The sequence below is a fragment of the Pseudarthrobacter sp. J1738 genome, from assembly GCF_050490315.1.
GTDB lineage: Bacteria > Actinomycetota > Actinomycetes > Actinomycetales > Micrococcaceae > JBNPEO01.
Map to the genome: position 1 here is coordinate 472,786 of NZ_JBNPEO010000001.1, position 16,627 is coordinate 489,412.

At 58.2% G+C, this 16,627-nt stretch carries 16 protein-coding genes; 9 read left to right on the top strand and 7 right to left on the bottom strand.

What is annotated here, in order from left to right; all coding sequences use genetic code 11:
• Positions 1-5: 5 nt before the first annotated feature.
• The 4 genes from ACQR35_RS02295 to ACQR35_RS02310 all read right to left on the bottom strand — a co-directional run bounded on the left by ACQR35_RS02295 (position 6) and on the right by ACQR35_RS02310 (position 2,668).
• Entirely contained in the window at positions 6-1,031 is a 1,026-nt protein-coding gene (locus ACQR35_RS02295) for a TadE/TadG family type IV pilus assembly protein (RefSeq protein ID WP_430266398.1), read from the bottom strand.
• The gene (locus ACQR35_RS02300; RefSeq protein WP_430269084.1) at positions 1,019-1,471 is read right to left on the bottom strand and encodes a TadE family protein; all 453 of its coding nucleotides are present in this window, start codon (positions 1,469-1,471) and stop codon (positions 1,019-1,021) included. The genes ACQR35_RS02295 and ACQR35_RS02300 overlap by 13 nt, the downstream gene beginning before the upstream one ends.
• A gap of 111 nt (positions 1,472-1,582) precedes the next feature.
• Positions 1,583-1,783 carry a Flp family type IVb pilin gene (locus ACQR35_RS02305; RefSeq protein WP_430269085.1) on the bottom strand — a complete coding sequence of 67 codons (201 nt, stop codon included), beginning with the start codon at positions 1,781-1,783 and terminating at the stop codon, positions 1,583-1,585.
• A gap of 225 nt (positions 1,784-2,008) precedes the next feature.
• Positions 2,009-2,668 (bottom strand): prepilin peptidase, encoded by a 660-nt coding sequence (locus ACQR35_RS02310; protein ID WP_430269086.1) that lies wholly within the window; start codon positions 2,666-2,668, stop codon positions 2,009-2,011.
• Between the two features lie 338 nt (positions 2,669-3,006).
• On the opposite strand from ACQR35_RS02310, the gene rplM reads away from it, so the two are divergent.
• The 3 genes from rplM to glmM all read left to right on the top strand — a co-directional run bounded on the left by rplM (position 3,007) and on the right by glmM (position 5,488).
• Complete coding sequence (rplM, locus tag ACQR35_RS02315) at positions 3,007-3,450, top strand: 50S ribosomal protein L13 (RefSeq protein WP_430266720.1); 444 nt, start codon at positions 3,007-3,009, stop codon at positions 3,448-3,450.
• Between the two features lie 38 nt (positions 3,451-3,488).
• Positions 3,489-3,995 carry a 30S ribosomal protein S9 gene (gene rpsI, locus ACQR35_RS02320; protein WP_430266402.1) on the top strand — a complete coding sequence of 169 codons (507 nt, stop codon included), beginning with the start codon at positions 3,489-3,491 and terminating at the stop codon, positions 3,993-3,995.
• Positions 3,996-4,126: 131 nt separating this feature from the next.
• Positions 4,127-5,488: a phosphoglucosamine mutase gene (gene glmM, locus ACQR35_RS02325; RefSeq protein ID WP_430269087.1), complete on the top strand. Its 1,362-nt coding sequence runs from the start codon at positions 4,127-4,129 to the stop codon at positions 5,486-5,488.
• 87 nt (positions 5,489-5,575) lie between these two features.
• Here glmM and mscL read toward each other — a convergent pair whose 3' ends face one another.
• Together mscL and ACQR35_RS02335 are read right to left on the bottom strand one after the other, a co-directional pair.
• The gene (mscL, locus tag ACQR35_RS02330; protein ID WP_430269088.1) at positions 5,576-5,962 is read right to left on the bottom strand and encodes a large conductance mechanosensitive channel protein MscL; all 387 of its coding nucleotides are present in this window, start codon (positions 5,960-5,962) and stop codon (positions 5,576-5,578) included.
• Between the two features lie 148 nt (positions 5,963-6,110).
• Positions 6,111-6,680: a M15 family metallopeptidase gene (locus ACQR35_RS02335; RefSeq protein ID WP_430269089.1), complete on the bottom strand. Its 570-nt coding sequence runs from the start codon at positions 6,678-6,680 to the stop codon at positions 6,111-6,113.
• Positions 6,681-6,699: 19 nt separating this feature from the next.
• Here ACQR35_RS02335 and ACQR35_RS02340 point away from each other — a divergent pair, with 19 nt between their 5' ends.
• Positions 6,700-7,050 (top strand): hypothetical protein, encoded by a 351-nt coding sequence (locus ACQR35_RS02340; protein ID WP_430269090.1) that lies wholly within the window; start codon positions 6,700-6,702, stop codon positions 7,048-7,050.
• Here ACQR35_RS02340 and coaA read toward each other — a convergent pair.
• Positions 7,001-7,966, bottom strand: a complete 966-nt coding sequence (coaA, locus tag ACQR35_RS02345; RefSeq protein ID WP_430269091.1) for a type I pantothenate kinase — start codon at positions 7,964-7,966, stop codon at positions 7,001-7,003. The two genes, ACQR35_RS02340 and coaA, sit on opposite strands and share 50 nt — an antisense overlap.
• 95 nt (positions 7,967-8,061) lie before the next feature.
• Here coaA and glmS point away from each other — a divergent pair, with 95 nt between their 5' ends.
• The 5 genes from glmS to treY all read left to right on the top strand — a co-directional run bounded on the left by glmS (position 8,062) and on the right by treY (position 16,623).
• Positions 8,062-9,954 carry a glutamine--fructose-6-phosphate transaminase (isomerizing) gene (glmS, locus tag ACQR35_RS02350; RefSeq protein WP_430266407.1) on the top strand — a complete coding sequence of 631 codons (1,893 nt, stop codon included), beginning with the start codon at positions 8,062-8,064 and terminating at the stop codon, positions 9,952-9,954.
• Positions 9,955-9,958: 4 nt separating this feature from the next.
• On the top strand, positions 9,959-10,306 hold the full coding sequence (locus ACQR35_RS02355) for a holo-ACP synthase (protein ID WP_430266408.1): 348 nt from the start codon (positions 9,959-9,961) through the stop codon (positions 10,304-10,306).
• A 22-nt stretch (positions 10,307-10,328) separates the two neighbouring features.
• Positions 10,329-11,960: an NAD(P)H-hydrate dehydratase gene (locus tag ACQR35_RS02360; RefSeq protein ID WP_430266409.1), complete on the top strand. Its 1,632-nt coding sequence runs from the start codon at positions 10,329-10,331 to the stop codon at positions 11,958-11,960.
• 143 nt (positions 11,961-12,103) lie between these two features.
• Positions 12,104-14,302, top strand: coding sequence for a glycogen debranching protein GlgX (gene glgX / locus ACQR35_RS02365; protein ID WP_430266410.1), 2,199 nt, complete (start codon positions 12,104-12,106; stop codon positions 14,300-14,302).
• Complete coding sequence (treY, locus tag ACQR35_RS02370) at positions 14,299-16,623, top strand: malto-oligosyltrehalose synthase (RefSeq protein ID WP_430266411.1); 2,325 nt, start codon at positions 14,299-14,301, stop codon at positions 16,621-16,623. The genes glgX and treY overlap by 4 nt, the downstream gene beginning before the upstream one ends.
• Positions 16,624-16,627 lie beyond the last annotated feature (4 nt).

Genomic DNA, 16,627 nt, shown 5'->3' on the forward strand with positions numbered 1-16,627 from the left:
GTCCGCTATTTGATGAGTTTCACTTCTGTGGTGCCAAAGTCCTGGCCGGGCGCCGGGTTACTTGAGGGGGCGTCATCGGTGGTGACGTATTTGATGAACTGTCCGATGATGCAGCGATCGCCACCACCCGAACACGAGAGGTTGGAATTGCCGGTGGCTGCGGTAGTGTTCCGGAATTCGTAAACATCGTTGTTACCGAATTTCCAGCCCAGAATCCTAAAGGTGGCGTAGCCGAGGACGTGAAAGACTGCGCCACTTCCGCTACCCGATGCAGTGTCGTAAACGGGAAACGTAACTTTGACGTCTTGACCTGCGTTAAGCGTGTTGATCCAGCCTTGGAGGATGGTTGCGCATTGGGCGGGTTTGTCGTTACCAGGATCGGTCCTGGCAATGTTGCCCGTAGTGGTGACCGCGTAGCAGTCCGCATCAGGGTCACTGAGCCAGCCCCAACCGCCGGGCACTACATGCCCCGAAGCATTGGTGCAGGTGGTCCCAGGTTTCCATGAGATTTTCTGTACTACTCCTGCGGCCACAGCGGAGCTGAGATCCCAGCACTTATTTGAGAAAGCGAGTGGGAAGGCGCCACCACCACTTGGTGGAAAAAGGCCTGCGCTGGCACTCGCACCTACTGAGACAGCTGGCACGTTGAGCGCGCTAGCAAAGAGTTTGGTGAGGGTTGAGCCGTTGTCGGCGCCGTTTTTGGTGGTTGTTTTCACGGTGACTTGGCCAGCGACGCTGGTGGTGTCCACTGAGCTGACGGTGCTCTTTCCGTCGAGTGAATTGGCATCTGCAAGCGGATCTGCGAGGGAAGTGTCGCACGCTGAGGCTGCACAACTTTGGGCAACGGCTAGCGCGCCGGAGTCTGCGGCGTTCTGGAGTTGGGCACGTTCCGAATAAATCTGGCCTACGTCAACGGCAATGGCTCCAACCCCGATCAGAACGAGCATCATCAATGCAACGAGGACACCTGAGACGCCTTGTTCGCCGCGCTCGCGTAATACCCAGGAGACTCGTTTGATTAGCCGCCGCATCGCATGGCTCCTACTCCGGTAGCTGTGAAGGTACTTGCGAAGGAGATGTTTCCGCCCTGGATGTTGAGCGAGAAGCCGGTGGGGGAGTTTGCTACATGTTGCACCGTGACCTTCACGGTTTTATTGCTGGCGGAACAGGCCCCAGAGGTGAGTGTAAAGTCGCCAGCTGTCAGTCCTGCCCCCGGTGCGCCGTTGATGCCAGCCGTGGTGGCTTTGCCCCAGTCCTTGGAGATGGAGTACTCGCGGGCTGCTTCCCGTGCGGCCTGTGTGGTGGAGATCTGTGCGTTGTATTGGTAAGCGAATTCCACAATGCCGGCGATCAAAGCAAGCAGTAGCGGCGCTACTAGCGCAAACTCGACTGCGACAGCACCAAGTTCTTTATGACTGTGGTGTTTGTGCCGGAGTTGTTGGTTCCGGGAAGGCTGGGTTTTGAGCTTCAACGAATCCCCCAGGGATAGTGATAGCCGAATAAAAAGAAGGTGTGCCGCTCCCGCACGTGGCGGGTGCGGCACACCATATCGATTCGAGCGGAACGTAGTTCTAGCGCCGAACTACCACGTTCCTACCTGGGTAGCCAAGTCATTGAAGAACGTGTTCAGATTCTTGCCAAAGGCAGTTACGCCGACGACGATGACCAAGGCAATCAAACCAACCAGCAGTGAATATTCCGTGGCGGTCGCGCCTTTTTCGGAAGAAACCTTTTCCTTCACGCCGGCAACAAAAGCGAGCATGGAGACCATAAGAGTGTTCATTGGAGTGTCCTTAAAAGATGTGAATGAAAAAAGAACGAAACAAGGAGGATGACATTCACGAATTCCCCAGGGCCCCCATTCGAAGCCGCTGGAACTTCGTTGAGATAAGGAATACACGCCAATTTGGTTGGTTAACAACGCGTAGTTGTACTCGTTTTTTGCCCCTCAAAACTGGTTAACTACTTGTTTTGAGGATTTAAGTACTTAGTTTTGTGGCGGCTCAACCTAGACGGCAGCTGCCCCGGGAAGAAAAAACACCATCAACAGGGTTGTTGCCAACATGGCTGGCCCAAAAGGTAACTCGCTCGTTTTTTCCACCTTTTTTGCTGCCACAAGGACCACAGAGACCAGCGCGTGCAGCACAAAAGCTAAGGCTGCGCCAAGAAACAACTGGCTCCAACCCACGTAGCCCAGTACCAAACCCAAAGGTGCCGCGAGCTTTACATCCCCCATACCCAGTCCGGCGGGAGTAAGAAGCGCCAGTAGTAGGTAGACCCCAAAAAACACCAGACCACCGAGCATCATCCGAAGCATGGTGCCACCGCCTGGGCCGGCAATTGCCGCAAAAGCCAAGGTCAACGCCAGCGCCGGGATGAGTGGCAACACCAGAGCGTTGGGCAGTAGCTGGTATTGCAGGTCTATCCGGGAGAGTAGTACGGCGGCGAAAGCCAACAATAGAACTGGTGCCAGAGACCAGGTCCAACCCAAGCGGAGGGTCAGGGCGCCGAAGAGCAGAGCGGTGAGTACCGCCGTCGTACTTTGAAGAATGCGCTGCGAGAAGCCTTGCCAAGCGACCAATCTCACGCGCGGCATAAAACGGGCCACGAGGATCTCGGCTGCCCAGTTCAAACCACCACCGAGTACCACTAGAAGTAAGAGGCGCATGGTGGCTCCGATGTCTCAGGCGGTGCTAAAAAGGTGCACAGAGCATTCGCCTCAGGCGGCTGCCAGCGGCGTGTATCTTCGCATACTACTTCCTGCTTTTGACCGATGGCCTCTTGGCGCGCTATTCTAGATAGTCGTTGTGCGTGTCCTAACTCGTTGATGCGCGCCCGCTCGGAGACCCGGTTGCAGGGTCATATATTCGAAGGGCGTTTTCGAGACTGGGGATTACTGGTTACATAGAGCCCTCACCTCTGTTCCGGTCGCGCATAGAAACATTGGTGCATGCTACTGCTTGCCGCCGAACACAAGAACGCCAGAACAAGAACGAGGCAAAAACCGTGCGTACGTACACCCCGAAGCCCGGCGACATCAATCGCCAGTGGCACGTCATTGACGCCACAGACGTTGTCCTTGGTCGTCTTGCCAGCCAGACCGCAACACTGCTGCGCGGAAAGCACAAGCCGACCTTTGCGTCCCACATGGACATGGGCGACTTCGTCATCATCATCAACGCTGAAAAGGTCGCTTTGACCGGCGCCAAGCTGGAGCAGAAGCGCGCATACCGCCACTCCGGTTTCCCGGGCGGTCTGACCAGCGTTAACTACGCAGAGCTGCTGGAACAGAACCCGGTACGCGCTGTTGAGAAGGCAATCAAAGGCATGCTGCCCAAGAACTCCTTGGCTGCACAGCAGTTGACCAAGCTGAAGGTATACCGGGGTGCAGAGCACCCCCACGCCGCTCAGCAGCCTAAGACTTTTGAAATCACCCAGGTCGCCCAGTAGTCCTGGCCACCAACAAACTTTTTATTACAAGGAGAATCGTGGCTCAGAACGAAGAACTGACCACCGAGGCCGTCGAGGCCGAGGAAAACCTGACCAGCTACACCTCTGAAAGCTCTGCAGTAGACGCAGCGCCGAAGAAGGAGCGTCCGGCTTTGACTGTTGCAGGCGCAGCAGTTGGCCGCCGCAAGCAGGCCATTGCACGTGTTCGCGTTGTACCGGGTTCCGGTAAGTGGATTGTCAACGGCCGCGAGCTGGACAACTACTTCCCGAACAAGCTGCACCAGCAGGAAGTCAACGAGCCTTTCCGCATCCTGGATCTCGAAGGCGCCTACGACGTCATCGCACGCATCCACGGTGGTGGCCCTTCCGGACAGGCTGGCGCATTGCGCTTGGGTGTTGCCCGCTCCCTCAACGGGATCGACGAAGAGAACAACCGCGCAACGCTCAAGAAGGCTGGCTTCTTGACCCGCGACGCTCGTGTTATCGAGCGTAAGAAGGCTGGTCTCAAGAAGGCACGTAAGGCTCAGCAGTACTCCAAGCGTTAATTTCGCTTTAGAACGATCCGTTCGTTCTTCAATAGGCTCCTCTTACCAACTGGTAGGGGGAGCCTATTGGCGTTTAAGGGCATGAGGTTTTCCGTCCAGCGCTGGCCAATGCGTCGTCTAGACTAGATCCGATGTCTAGATTATTTGGAACAGACGGGGTCCGGGGCCTGGCCAATGGACTATTAACCGCAGAGCTATCCATGCAGCTTGCCCAGGCCGCCGCCGTTGTACTGGGGCACGAACGGAGTAACGGAACGCGTCCGCGCGCCGTGGTTGCCCGTGACCCACGCGCGAGTGGTGAGTTCATCTCAGCTGCCGTCGAAGCAGGACTTGCAAGTTCTGGCATTGACGTGTTTGACGCTGGCGTTCTGCCTACGCCAGCCGCGGCCTACCTGATTGCAGATCTGGAAGCTGACTTTGGTGTGATGATTTCCGCTTCACACAACCCTGCACCGGATAACGGAATTAAGTTCTTTGCCCGTGGTGGTCAGAAACTCCCCGATGAGGTGGAAGACGCTATTGAGGCTCAAATGAAGCTGGGACCACAGCGTCCCATCGGCGGTGAAGTAGGCCGTATCCAGCGCTTTGCTGATGCCGAAGACCGTTACATTGTTCATTTGCTGAGCACCCTCCCGCACCGTTTGGACGGACTGAAAGTAGTTCTGGACTGCGCCCACGGTGCTGCCAGCGGTTGTTCACCGCAGCTTTTCACCAACGCTGGTGCTGAGGTTGTGGTGATTGGCGCTGAGCCCGACGGCCTGAACATAAACGACGGCGTGGGCTCCACCCACTTGGGCCCGCTCAAGGCTGCTGTGCTTGAGCACGGCGCGGATCTAGGTATTGCGCATGACGGCGATGCTGACCGTTGCTTGGCTGTAGATCATGAAGGCAACGAGATTGATGGCGACCAGATTATGGCCATTCTGGCCGTTGCGCTCAAAGACGCTGGCTTGCTGCGCGAGAACGTTTTGGTTGCCACAGTGATGAGCAACTTGGGTCTGAAACTCGCCCTGCGTGACGCTGGGATTACGGTTCGCGAAACCGGAGTGGGGGACCGCTACGTTCTTGAAGGTATGCGTGAAGGTAACTACAGCCTGGGTGGAGAGCAGTCCGGCCACGTCATTTTTGCCGACTACGCCACCACAGGTGACGGGCTACTCACTGGCCTGCAATTAGCTGCTCAGGTAGCTAAGACCGGCAAAACGCTCAAGGAGTTGGGCACCGTGATGACCAAGCTCCCGCAGCTAATGATCAACGTCAAGGGCGTGGACAAAGCCCGTGCTGGCAAGGACGAGGGCGTAGCTGAGGCTGTACGGCTCGCTGAGCAAGAGTTAGGTGAAACTGGCCGGGTGCTTCTGCGTCCGTCCGGCACAGAGGCTCTGGTTCGCGTGATGGTGGAAGCCGGTGACATGGAGACCGCGGAGCGGATCTGCAAGCGTCTAGCCGCAGTGGTTGAAGAGCGTCTTGCTTTTGAACCGGAAACTGCAGCTTAAGACAGCACTTCAGCTTAAGAAAACTTAGAGACAAATAATGAGGGCCCCCACCAAATGGTGGGGGCCCTCATTATTTGCTGTGAATCTTTAGCGCTTCAGGGAATCGCGGATTTCGGTCAACAGTGCGATCTGAGGATCAACTGCTTCTTCGGCTTCCGTGATACCGAGTTTGCGGTTGCGGCGTTCGATCATCTTGTTCATCGGCAAAACGATGACGAAGTAGATCGCTGCAGCTACCAGGATGAAGCTAACAATCGCGGTCAACAAAACACCGAACTTGATGTCGTTGCCACGAATGGTGATCTGAGCGAAGCTGTCAAAGTTGGGGGAACCAACCAGAGCAGCAATAAGAGGCATAAGGACGTTTTCCACCAGAGAAGTAACTACTTTTCCGAAGGCGCCACCCATGACTACGGCTACGGCAAGGTCTACGACGTTGCCCTTCATAATGAAATCTTTGAATCCACTCAACATGCTGACCAAATTACCGCACAGTAATGAACAATCAGGGACATTTAGCCATTAACACGTGAACGTGTCGGGAACAATGTCGCTTAGCCAAGCGTTGAGTCCTTTGCTGTGTCTGAAAGCCAACCGCGTTTTAGAGAATCGCAGCTGTCCCTTAGACATATCCCGGCGCTGCGGGAAGCCCTACATATTCCTCGAGGGTTTCGATCCCGCGCAGATGCATAGCTCCGGCTGCTTCGGTTCCGATAAAGCGCAAATGCCAGGGCTCATAGTAAAAGCCGGTAACGGTGTGCTGCAGCCAAGGGTATCGGACCACAAATCCAAAACGGTAGGCGTTAGCGGCAGCCCAGATGGCAGCCGGTTGGTCCTTGAATCCAGGGGTAAAAGATGCCAAACCACTGCCGTCGGCGATGTCGAAGGACCAGCCTGTTTGGTGCTCGGAGTACCCCGGCCGTGCAGAGGCAGTATCCGCACTTGCCTGTCCCCAGGCTGCGACGTATCCGCCGTACAGAATCTGCTGGGAAGCATAAGAACGGTAACCGCTGGCCAAGACCATGGTGACGCCTGCCAAAGCCGCAGCCTTGAACATGATCTCCGCCGCTCGGGCTGTGGTGGCGTTGAGTAGCGCCAACTCGCCGGAGGCAACGCTTTGGATAGCAGGCTTCACCAGATCAGCCGGAGCAAAACCGAGGGGAGATAGTGGCCGGTGTTTGTTGACCACCACCCACTGACTCTTTGGATCAGTGAGTGAAAAAGTCCGACGCGCGGAGGCAGCTGGCGCATTCGGCGCCAGGCCCGCTGTGGGGATCGCCGCCGTCGTACTTTTTGGGACCGTGGTACTGCTGTTGCTGCTTGGGGCAGAAGAGACCGCCGGGGCAGTCGTTTTGGCCGTGGAAGCCGAAGCGGCAGGGGAGTTGCTGGGACTTACAGACCCCGGCGCTACAGCTGAGTCTTTGGAGGTGCACGACGTCAAAATGCCGGCGCTTGCGAGAGGCAGGGCAGCCTGCAACAACGTTCTGCGGTTTAGTTTCGCCAAGGCCGCTTTTACACCTTTCGTAAAAGCATGCGTCGAATCGAATGATCCGAATCCTTAGTCAGGACCAATTGTGCCCTTCCACGCGTGGGCCGGACATTTTCTTCGAGGTTGGGCTCATTGATGCTCTTCCAGATATCCCGAGCAGTCGTTTCCGCCTCTTCATCATTAAGCGATGCGTAACGATGGAAATAGGACTCGGGCTGGGCGAAGGCAGTGCTGCGCAATTTGCGGAAGCGGTCCACATACCACTCTTCGATATACGACGTTTTTGCATCAACGTAAATGGAGAAATCGAAGAAGTCGCTCACCGCAAGACCCTGCCTACCGTCCGAACGCGGGCGTGCGGGCGCCAAAACATTAAGCCCCTCAACGATTAAAACGTCAGGACGGCGAACCACAACTTGGCGGTCCGGGACAATGTCATAGGTGACGTGTGAGTACCAGGGGGCCGTAACTTCCTCTGCGCCGCCTTTGATTTCGCTCACAAAGCGCAACAGCGCCCGGCGGTCATAGGACTCAGGAAAGCCCTTTCTGCTGAGTAAATTCCGGCGTCGCAACTCAGCAAGGGGGTAGAGGAAACCATCTGTGGTGACCAACTCAACGTTGGGTGTGCCGGGCCAACGCCGCAGCATTTCCCGCAGCACACGAGCGATGGTGGATTTACCTACGGCTACGGAACCGGCCACCCCAATCACAAAGGGGGTGCGCTCAGTCTGCTCACCCAAAAACGTTGTAGTTGCTGAGTGCAAACTGCCCGCAGCCTCTACATATAGGTGAAGTAGGCGTGAGAGAGGGAGGTAAACTTCGCGAACTTCTTTGAGATCCAGGGGGTCGCCAAGACCACGAAGCCGAACAATATCCTCTTGGTTAAGCGGTTGCTCCATTTGGGCCGCCAACCGGGACCAGGTTTGGCGATCTAGTTCGACGAAGGGGGAGGAACCCTCGCCATGGGCCTCGTTCCGGTGCAAAGTCACCTAAGAGATTCTGCCCTCCCGGGGCCTGAGAGCGAAATGTGATCCAGGCAATAGATCCCACGTCCCTTGACTAAGCATGCAGTTACTCTAGGTACATGTGCGGAATTGTGGGATACACCGGCCGAGTAGCCGGCATGGAAAACAAAAGTCATAAAGCCCTCGATGTAGTCCTCGAAGGACTGCGTAGGCTCGAATACCGCGGGTACGATTCCGCCGGTGTAGCAGTGATTGCCGATGGCACCATTGAGTCGCGTAAAAAGAGTGGCAAGCTCGCCAATCTTTTGGCAGAACTCGAAGCTGCTCCGATGCCCGAGGCTGTCACCGGCATTGGCCACACTCGCTGGGCGACTCACGGTGGACCCACAGATCAGAACGCCCACCCGCACCTGGCGGACGGCGGCAAGCTCGCTATGATCCACAACGGCATCATTGAAAACTTCGCCGAAATTAAGCTTGAGCTCACCCAAGCCGGAGCAACGTTCCTCTCCGAGACAGACACCGAAGTTGCAGCCGCGCTCCTTGGCAACATCTACCGTCAGATCGTTCAGCCCGGCAAAGAAGCAGAAGCCCTCACCGAGGCTATGCGCAAGGCCTGCCAGCGGCTTGAAGGAGCCTTTACACTCCTCGCCGTCCATGCCGACGCACCTGACCTGGTAGTCGCAGCACGTCGCAACTCACCTCTTGTGGTGGGACTTGGTGACGGCGAAAACTTCCTGGGCTCAGACGTCTCGGGCTTTATTGACTACACGCGCCGTGCAGTTGAACTGGGCCAGGACCAGATCGTCTCGATCACCCCTGACTCAGTAGAAATCACAGACTTCTTTGGCAACCCGGCTGAGGGCAAGGAATACACGGTCAACTGGGACCCGGCTTCCGCCGAGAAGGATGGCTTCCCGTCCTTTATGGAGAAGGAAATCCACGATCAGCCTGACGCCGTGGCTAAGACCCTTTTGGGCCGCTCGGACCTCGACGGCAACCTGATCTTGGACGAACTTCGTATTGACCCCGAAGAGCTCAAGAAGGTCAACAAGATCATCGTGTTGGCTTGTGGTACCTCCGCTTACGCCGGCCAGGTAGCCAAGTACGCCATCGAGCACTGGTGCCGGATCCCCACCGAAGTGGAGCTCTCCCACGAATTCCGGTACCGCGATCCGATCGTTGACGCGAACACTCTGATCGTTTCCATCAGCCAGTCCGGTGAGACCATGGATACCCTGATGGCAGTCCGTTACGCCCGCGAACAGGGCGCAAAAACGGTTTCCATCTGTAACACCAACGGCTCCACCATCCCGCGCGAATCTGACGCCGTGTTATACACACACGCCGGCCCGGAAATTGCTGTGGCTTCCACCAAGGCATTCTTGGCTCAAATCACGGCTGCTTACCTCTTGGGTCTGTACTTGGCTCAATTGCGTGGCAACAAGTTCAAGGGTGAAATCCGCGACATCCTCGCAGACCTGAACAAGATCCCGGCCAAGATTCAGAACATCTTGGACAACGAATCAGTGATCCAGGATCTGGGTCGCGAAATGGCCGAGGCCAAGTCGGTTCTGTTCTTGGGCCGCCACGTTGGGTTCCCGGTAGCTATGGAAGGCGCACTCAAGCTCAAGGAGCTCGCCTACATTCACGCTGAAGGCTTTGCTGCAGGCGAGCTCAAGCACGGTCCTATTGCCTTGATCGAAGAGGGCCAACCGGTCTTTGTGGTTGTTCCTTCACCGCGTGGACGTGACTCGCTGCACGCCAAGGTAGTTTCCAACATTCAGGAAGTCCGCGCTCGCGGTGCCAAGACCATCGTGATCGCTGAAGAAGGCGACGAAGCGGTCAAGGCCTACGCCGAGTACGTTTTCTACGTGCCGGAGACCCCCACCTTGTTGGCACCGTTGTTGACCACCGTTCCGTTGCAGATTTTCGCGGCAGCGTTGGCCACAGCGAAGGGCTACGACGTCGATCAGCCGCGTAACCTCGCCAAGAGCGTCACCGTAGAATAAGCCCATGATTGTTGGCGTTGGTGTAGACGTAGTAGACATTGAGCGGTTCGGCCGGCAGCTGGAGCGCACTCCAGGTCTGCGGGACAGACTTTTTGTTCCGGCAGAGCGAGAGCTCAACACACGATCTCTTGCGGCCCGGTTCGCTGCCAAAGAGGCAGTGGCCAAGGTCCTTGGCGCTCCAGCCGGTATGAACTGGCAGGACTGCTGGATTGGCCTCGACGAGCACGGTCCCACCGTTCAGGTCAAGGACACGGTGCTCGCAGTGGCTGACGCCAAGGGCATCAAACGCTGGCACTTATCCATGAGTCACGACGGCGGGATCGCCACAGCCATGGTGGTGGCCGAGTCCTAGGCTCGGCTTCCACAACAACGCCATGATTAGCGCCCATTCCGGAGCCCAGATTCGCGAGGCAGAACGCCCGCTACTGGACTCCGGGATGGGCGCTGTTCTTATGAGCCGGGCCTCCTATGGCCTAGCTTCCGCCATTGTGTCTGAGCTGCGTTCCCGCGGCGAACGGCTTTATGGCTGCTCGGTCACTGTTCTAGCTGGCAAGGGCAACAATGGCGGGGACGGGCTTTTCGCCGCCGCTCTGTTAGCGCGCCGGGGAATGCGTACGACGGCGGTACTCACCGCAGCTGTAGCTCACGCTGAGGCGCTGGGCGCCTTTGAACGGGCCGGCGGCAGAGTGCTCCGCCTAGCCGAGAACAACATGTCCGAAGCCGTCCACGCTGCCTGCTCCGCCGTCGTTCTAATCGACGCTGTGCTGGGCACCGGGGCTATTGGTGGGCTCCGCGGCTCTGCGGCGGAGCTGGTCCATCGCATCAGCGAGGGGCGCTGGACGGGGGAGCAGCGCCTAACTAGGGTGCGTCCCGGCTTAGTGGTGGCGTGCGACCTGCCCAGTGGTGTTGATGCGGACACCGGTCAGTTGCATTCGCCCGTGCTGGGTGCAGACCTCACTGTCACCTTTGGCGCCGCAAAAATCGGCCTATTGTGCGATCCCGGAGCCGGGGCCGCCGGGCATGTTGAAACAGTAAAAATTGGCATCGAACAAGGGTTACCCACTGCAGAACTGCGTCGGCTCGAAACTGCAGACCTCGCTGCGCTTTTGCCAGCTCCGTCCCGGCGGGCCCACAAATACAGCCGTGGCGTCCTTGGAATTGTGGCTGGCTCCGCCGAATACCCCGGTGCAGGAGTCTTAGCTTGCCAGGCTGCGCTCGCTGCGGGGGCGGGAATGATCCGATATCTCGGCCCGCCGGAGGTAGGTGCGTTAGTCCAACAATCCTGCCCTGAAGTGGTGCTTGGTCATCCGGACGTTGCGCAGAATCACGTACAGGCCTGGCTGGTAGGCCCCGGGGTCAGCGGGGACGAACAACTTGACCGTTGTGCCGCAGCCTTGGAGACTGACGTTCCAGTGGTGGTAGACGCTGCCGCCCTGCCCAAACTCCCCAAGGACCTGACACCAAATGTGGTTCTGACCCCACACGCCGGCGAACTAGCCGCCATTTTCACCCACCGTGGGCTGGAAATCAGCCGAGAACAAGTGGAAGCTGGAACCTTTGAAGCCGCACAGCACGCGGCTGGACTCTTTGGAGCAACGGTGTTGCTCAAAGGGGCAGCTACCGTTATTGCGACGCCCGCCGGAAGTAACTTCAGCCAGAGCGAAGGAACCTCCTGGCTGGGAACGGCGGGCAGCGGGGACGTGCTGGCCGGAATTCTGGGTGCCTTGTTGGCACAGTTGGGCCACAACAACGAACAGGTACTCGAAGACTTTGCAGGCCACGGGATCGAAGCTAGCGATACCTGGGCGGCGATTGCCTCCATGGCGGCCAGCCTTCATGGGCGCGCCGGACGTATTGCTGCAGGAGTCGGCGTCGGACGTTCTAGAAACTCTAGTGCGGGACCTGGACGCGTTGAACTCCACGGTGGTGCCCCGCTACACGCCACGGACATCGTCAAGGCCGTCCCAGAAGCATGGCGCGACATCCTCAACGAATCCACGCTGTAACGAACAAGAGCTAGTCACACAAATGTCACTTGCACTGGTTAGTGTGGAGGCAGAACCGCAGCCGCGCGGTGCTGCTGCGCACCGGGATGTGGTGGCGGGGTCATGATTTATCAACGCTGCGGTTAAACAACAAGGGAGCAAAAATGGAAATCTGGCCCGGAACGGCATATCCGCTGGGAGCCACCTTTGACGGAACCGGCACCAACTTTGCCTTGTTTAGTGAGCACGCCGAGAAAGTAGAGCTGTGCCTGATCGCGGCAGATGGGTCCGAAGAACGGATCGAATTGCGTGAAGTGGACGGCTACGTATGGCACTGCTACCTCCCGCAGGTCCAGCCCGGGCAACTGTACGGCTACCGCGTCCACGGCCCCTACGATCCCGCCTCGGGAAACCGGTTCAACGCCAACAAGCTGCTCCTGGACCCCTACGCGAAAGCCGTTCACGGTCAGATTGACTGGGACCCGGCACTGTTTTCTTACAACTTGGGAGACCCGAGTTCACGGAACGATGCCGACTCGGCACCGCACATGATGCTCGGTGTGGTGATCAACCCGTTCTTCGAATGGTCAGGGGACCAGCAGCTCCGCATTCCGTACCACAAGTCAGTAATTTACGAGGCTCATGTGAAGGGCCTCACCCAATTGCACCCTGAGGTTCCCGAGGATCAACGTGGAACCTACGCTGGTGTGGCTCACCCCTCGGTGATCGCGCACTTGCAGAAGCTGGGGATCACAGCAATTGAGCTGATGCCGGTTCACCAGTTCGTCAATGACGGCACCCTTCAGGACAAGGGGCTGAGTAACTACTGGGGGTACAACACCATCGGTTTCTTTGCCCCGCACAACAGCTACAGCTCCACGGGGGACACCGGCCAGCAGGTTCAGGACTTCAAAGCCATGGTGCGCTCCCTGCATAAGGCCGGCATCGAAGTCATCTTGGACGTGGTCTACAACCACACCGCCGAGGGAAACCACCTTGGCCCCACGCTGTCCTTCAAAGGCATCGATAACGCCGCGTACTACCGGCTGACCGATGAAGACAAGCAGTACTACATGGACTACACGGGCACCGGTAACTCCCTCAACGTCCGCCAGCCGCACTCCTTGCAACTCTTGATGGACTCGCTGCGCTACTGGGTCACCGAGATGCACGTGGACGGTTTCCGCTTTGACCTGGCCTCCACTTTGGCCCGCGAGTTCTACGATGTGGACAAACTCTCCACCTTCTTTGAACTCATCCAGCAGGACCCGGTAGTTTCTCAGGTCAAGCTCATTGCCGAACCGTGGGACGTTGGCCCCGGCGGTTACCAAGTGGGTAACTTCCCGCCGCAATGGACGGAATGGAACGGCAAATACCGCGACACTGTCCGCGACTTCTGGCGGGGAGAACCGTCCACACTGGGCGAATTTGCCTCCCGTATCACCGGTTCGGCTGACCTCTACGAGCACTCCGGCCGCCGTCCCGTCGCCTCGATCAACTTCGTCACCGCCCACGATGGGTTTACGCTTGCTGACCTAGTTTCCTATAACGAGAAACACAATGAAGCCAACGGCGAGGGAAATAACGACGGCGAATCCCACAACCGTTCGTGGAACTGCGGAGCGGAGGGGCCTACTGAGGACCCTGCCGTCCTTGCGCTGCGAGCTCGCCAACAACGCAACTTCTTAGCCACCACTTTGCTCTCGCAGGGTGTGCCCATGGTGTTGCACGGTGATGAGTTGGGCCGCACCCAACAGGGAAACAACAACGGTTACTGCCAAGACTCAGAACTGACCTGGATCAACTGGGAAACTCAGGACCAACCGCTCGTGGAATTTACCGCAGCAGTTACCACGCTCCGCGCTAAGCACCCCACATTCCGCCGTAGCCGCTTCTTTGATGGCCGGCCCGTGTCCCGTGGTGAAGGCGAACCTTTGCCGGACATTGTCTGGCTGGACGTTGATGCCAGTCCCATGAAACCCGAGGACTGGGATAGTGGCTTTGGCCGTTCCGTAGGCGTTTTCCTCAACGGGGACGGCATTCATGGCCGCGATTCACGGGGACGTCGAATTACGGACGTGAACTTCCTGCTCTTTTTCAACGCCCATGACGACACCGTTGAATTCACCATCCCTGCGGACGAATACGCATCAGAGTGGGACATGGTCATCGACACGGCGGGTGAGGGAGCTGACTCCGGGCCCGTTGCCGCCGGAGCTAAGGTCCCGGTTCATGCCAAAGCCATGGTGGTCCTTCGAGCTCACACCGAGCCCGTGTCCGAAGCCGGCCACACGGTGGCGGCATCACTAGCAGCACTGTCCAACGCCGCGGCGAACGACGAAGAAGGAGACACCGGGGCATGAGAGTTCCAGCCTCCACCTACCGGCTCCAGATCCGCCCAGGATTCACTCTGCAGAACGCTGCAGGAATTGTCCCGTATCTGGCTTCGTTGGGGGTGGACTGGCTGTACCTCTCGCCCCTGCTGACCGCTGAACGCGGATCGGACCACGGCTATGACGTCACTGATCCTTCCTCCGTGGACATCGCCCGCGGCGGCCCCGAAGGGTTGGCTGCAGTGGCGGCTGCCGCGCGCGACGCCGGCTTGGGGATCCTTGTGGACATTGTCCCTAACCACATGGGGGTGGCTTCTCCGGCGCAGAATCCGTGGTGGTATTCGCTCCTCAAGGAGGGCCAGCAGTCACGCTACGCCGAAGCGTTCGACGTCGACTGGGACTTTGCCGGCGGAAAAATTCGGATACCGGTCCTCGGTAGCGACGACGATCTGGACAAACTCGAGATCTATGCAGGGGAGCTCCACTACTACGGACACCGTTTCCCGCTTGCCGAGGGTAGCTGGCATGAAGGCGATGACCCGCAAAAGGTTCTCGGCCGCCAGCACTACGAGCTGGTGGACTGGCGCCGGGCGGACAATGAGCTGAATTACCGGCGCTTCTTCGCGGTGAACACCCTCGCCGGGATTCGGGTTGAAATTCCGTGGGTCTTTGACGAGTCCCACGCGGAGATTCTGCGTTGGGTTCGTGAAGGACTGGTTGACGGGTTGCGTATTGACCATCCGGATGGCCTGGCTGATCCGGTGGGGTACCTGCACCGTCTCAAAGAAGCCAGCGGAGGCGCGTACATTCTGGTGGAGAAAATCCTCGAACCCGGTGAGCACCTTCCCGCTGACTTTGAATGTGAGGGAACCACCGGATACGACGCCTTGGCGGACGTAGACAGGCTCTTTGTTGATCCAGCTGGGAAAACTCCGCTCTCACGGTTGGATACAAGGCTCCGCTCCGGCCGTGCAGCCGACTACGAAGACATGATCCACGGCACCAAACGAGACATGGAAGACGGGATCCTTCATTCGGAGATATTGCGTCTGGCGCGTTTGGTGCCCGAATCTGCTGGCCTAGCTAAGACACAAGCAAGCGAGGCGCTCGCCGAAATCATCGCTAACTTCCCTGTGTACCGTACGTACCTGCCCGAAGGCGCTGCCGTCCTCAAAGATGCAGTGGTTTCCGCAGCCGAAAACAAGCCAGAACTGGCAGACTCCATCACCTCGCTTCTGCCCCTCTTGGAGGATGTGGAATCGGAACTGGGGCGGCGTTTCCAGCAAACGTCCGGCATGGTGATGGCCAAGGGCGTCGAGGACACCGCGTTCTACCGTTACACCCGTCTAGGGACCCTTACGGAGGTTGGCGCAGACCCTACAGAGTTCGCCTTGGCCCCCGAGGAATTTCACTCGCGGATGGCAGCGCGCCAACAGCATATTCCCCTGTCCATGACCACGCTGACCACTCATGACACTAAACGCAGCGAAGACACTCGGGCACGTATTTCGGTGATTTCTGAGATGGTTCCTGAGTGGTCAGCCACGCTGACTCGTTTGCGCTCGCTGGCTCCGCTGCCTGACGGTCCACTCGCTGCACTGTTGTGGCAAGCCATTGCCGGTGCCTGGCCGGCAGGGCGCGAACGTCTGCGCGCGTACGCAGAAAAAGCTGCACGCGAAGCGGGCAGTTCCACCACGTGGACGGACCCAGATGAAGAGTTTGAAGCCAAGCTTCTCGCCGCCGTAGACGCTGTTTTTGACGATCCAGAAGTGCGGAGCGAACTGACTGGTTTTGTGGCGCGTATTCAGCCGCACGGGGCTTCGAACGCGCTCTCTGCCAAACTCGTGCAACTCACCATGCCGGGTGTTCCGGACGTGTACCAGGGCACCGAATTCTGGGACCGTTCACTCGCTGATCCGGACAACCGCCGCAGTGTGGACTTTGCACGCCGTGCTGCGCTATTGGCAGATCTCGACGACGGCGTGCTCCCGGCTTCGTTTGTGGAAGAGTCAGCAAAGCTCCTTGTCACTTCCCGTGCACTCCGCTTGCGCCGCGACCGGCCTGAGCTGTTCGCCGGGTACTGGCCGCTGACGGCTACTGGCCCGGCAGCGAAGCATCTGATCGCCTTCGGTCGGGGCAGTAGTGAGGAGAGTGTTGGCGCTATGACTCTCGCCACTCGCTTGCCGTACGGTTTGGAGGCCGACGGCGGTTGGCGAGACACCGCCGTCGAACTGCCGGTGGCGATGCGGGATGAACTGACCGGCGTGACGCACGGGCCAGGCAGCGTTGAAGTGGGGGGTATTTTGCGTATCTACCCGGTGGCACTGCTGATTCCTGCTGACGAATCATAGGAGG

Excerpts from the sequence above, each read along its gene's own strand:
- glmM (WP_430269087.1), top strand. The coding sequence starts at position 4,127 with ATGTCTAGATTATTTGGAACAGACGGGGTCCGGGGCCTGGCCAATGGA.
- ACQR35_RS02305 (WP_430269085.1), bottom strand. The coding sequence starts at position 1,783 with ATGAACACTCTTATGGTCTCCATGCTCGCTTTTGTTGCCGGCGTGAAG.
- mscL (WP_430269088.1), bottom strand. The coding sequence starts at position 5,962 with ATGTTGAGTGGATTCAAAGATTTCATTATGAAGGGCAACGTCGTAGAC.
- ACQR35_RS02360 (WP_430266409.1), top strand. The coding sequence starts at position 10,329 with ATGATTAGCGCCCATTCCGGAGCCCAGATTCGCGAGGCAGAACGCCCG.
- treY (WP_430266411.1), top strand. The coding sequence starts at position 14,299 with ATGAGAGTTCCAGCCTCCACCTACCGGCTCCAGATCCGCCCAGGATTC.
- ACQR35_RS02355 (WP_430266408.1), top strand. The coding sequence starts at position 9,959 with ATGATTGTTGGCGTTGGTGTAGACGTAGTAGACATTGAGCGGTTCGGC.
- glmS (WP_430266407.1), top strand. The coding sequence starts at position 8,062 with ATGTGCGGAATTGTGGGATACACCGGCCGAGTAGCCGGCATGGAAAAC.
- glgX (WP_430266410.1), top strand. The coding sequence starts at position 12,104 with ATGGAAATCTGGCCCGGAACGGCATATCCGCTGGGAGCCACCTTTGAC.
- ACQR35_RS02295 (WP_430266398.1), bottom strand. The coding sequence starts at position 1,031 with ATGCGGCGGCTAATCAAACGAGTCTCCTGGGTATTACGCGAGCGCGGC.
- ACQR35_RS02310 (WP_430269086.1), bottom strand. The coding sequence starts at position 2,668 with ATGCGCCTCTTACTTCTAGTGGTACTCGGTGGTGGTTTGAACTGGGCA.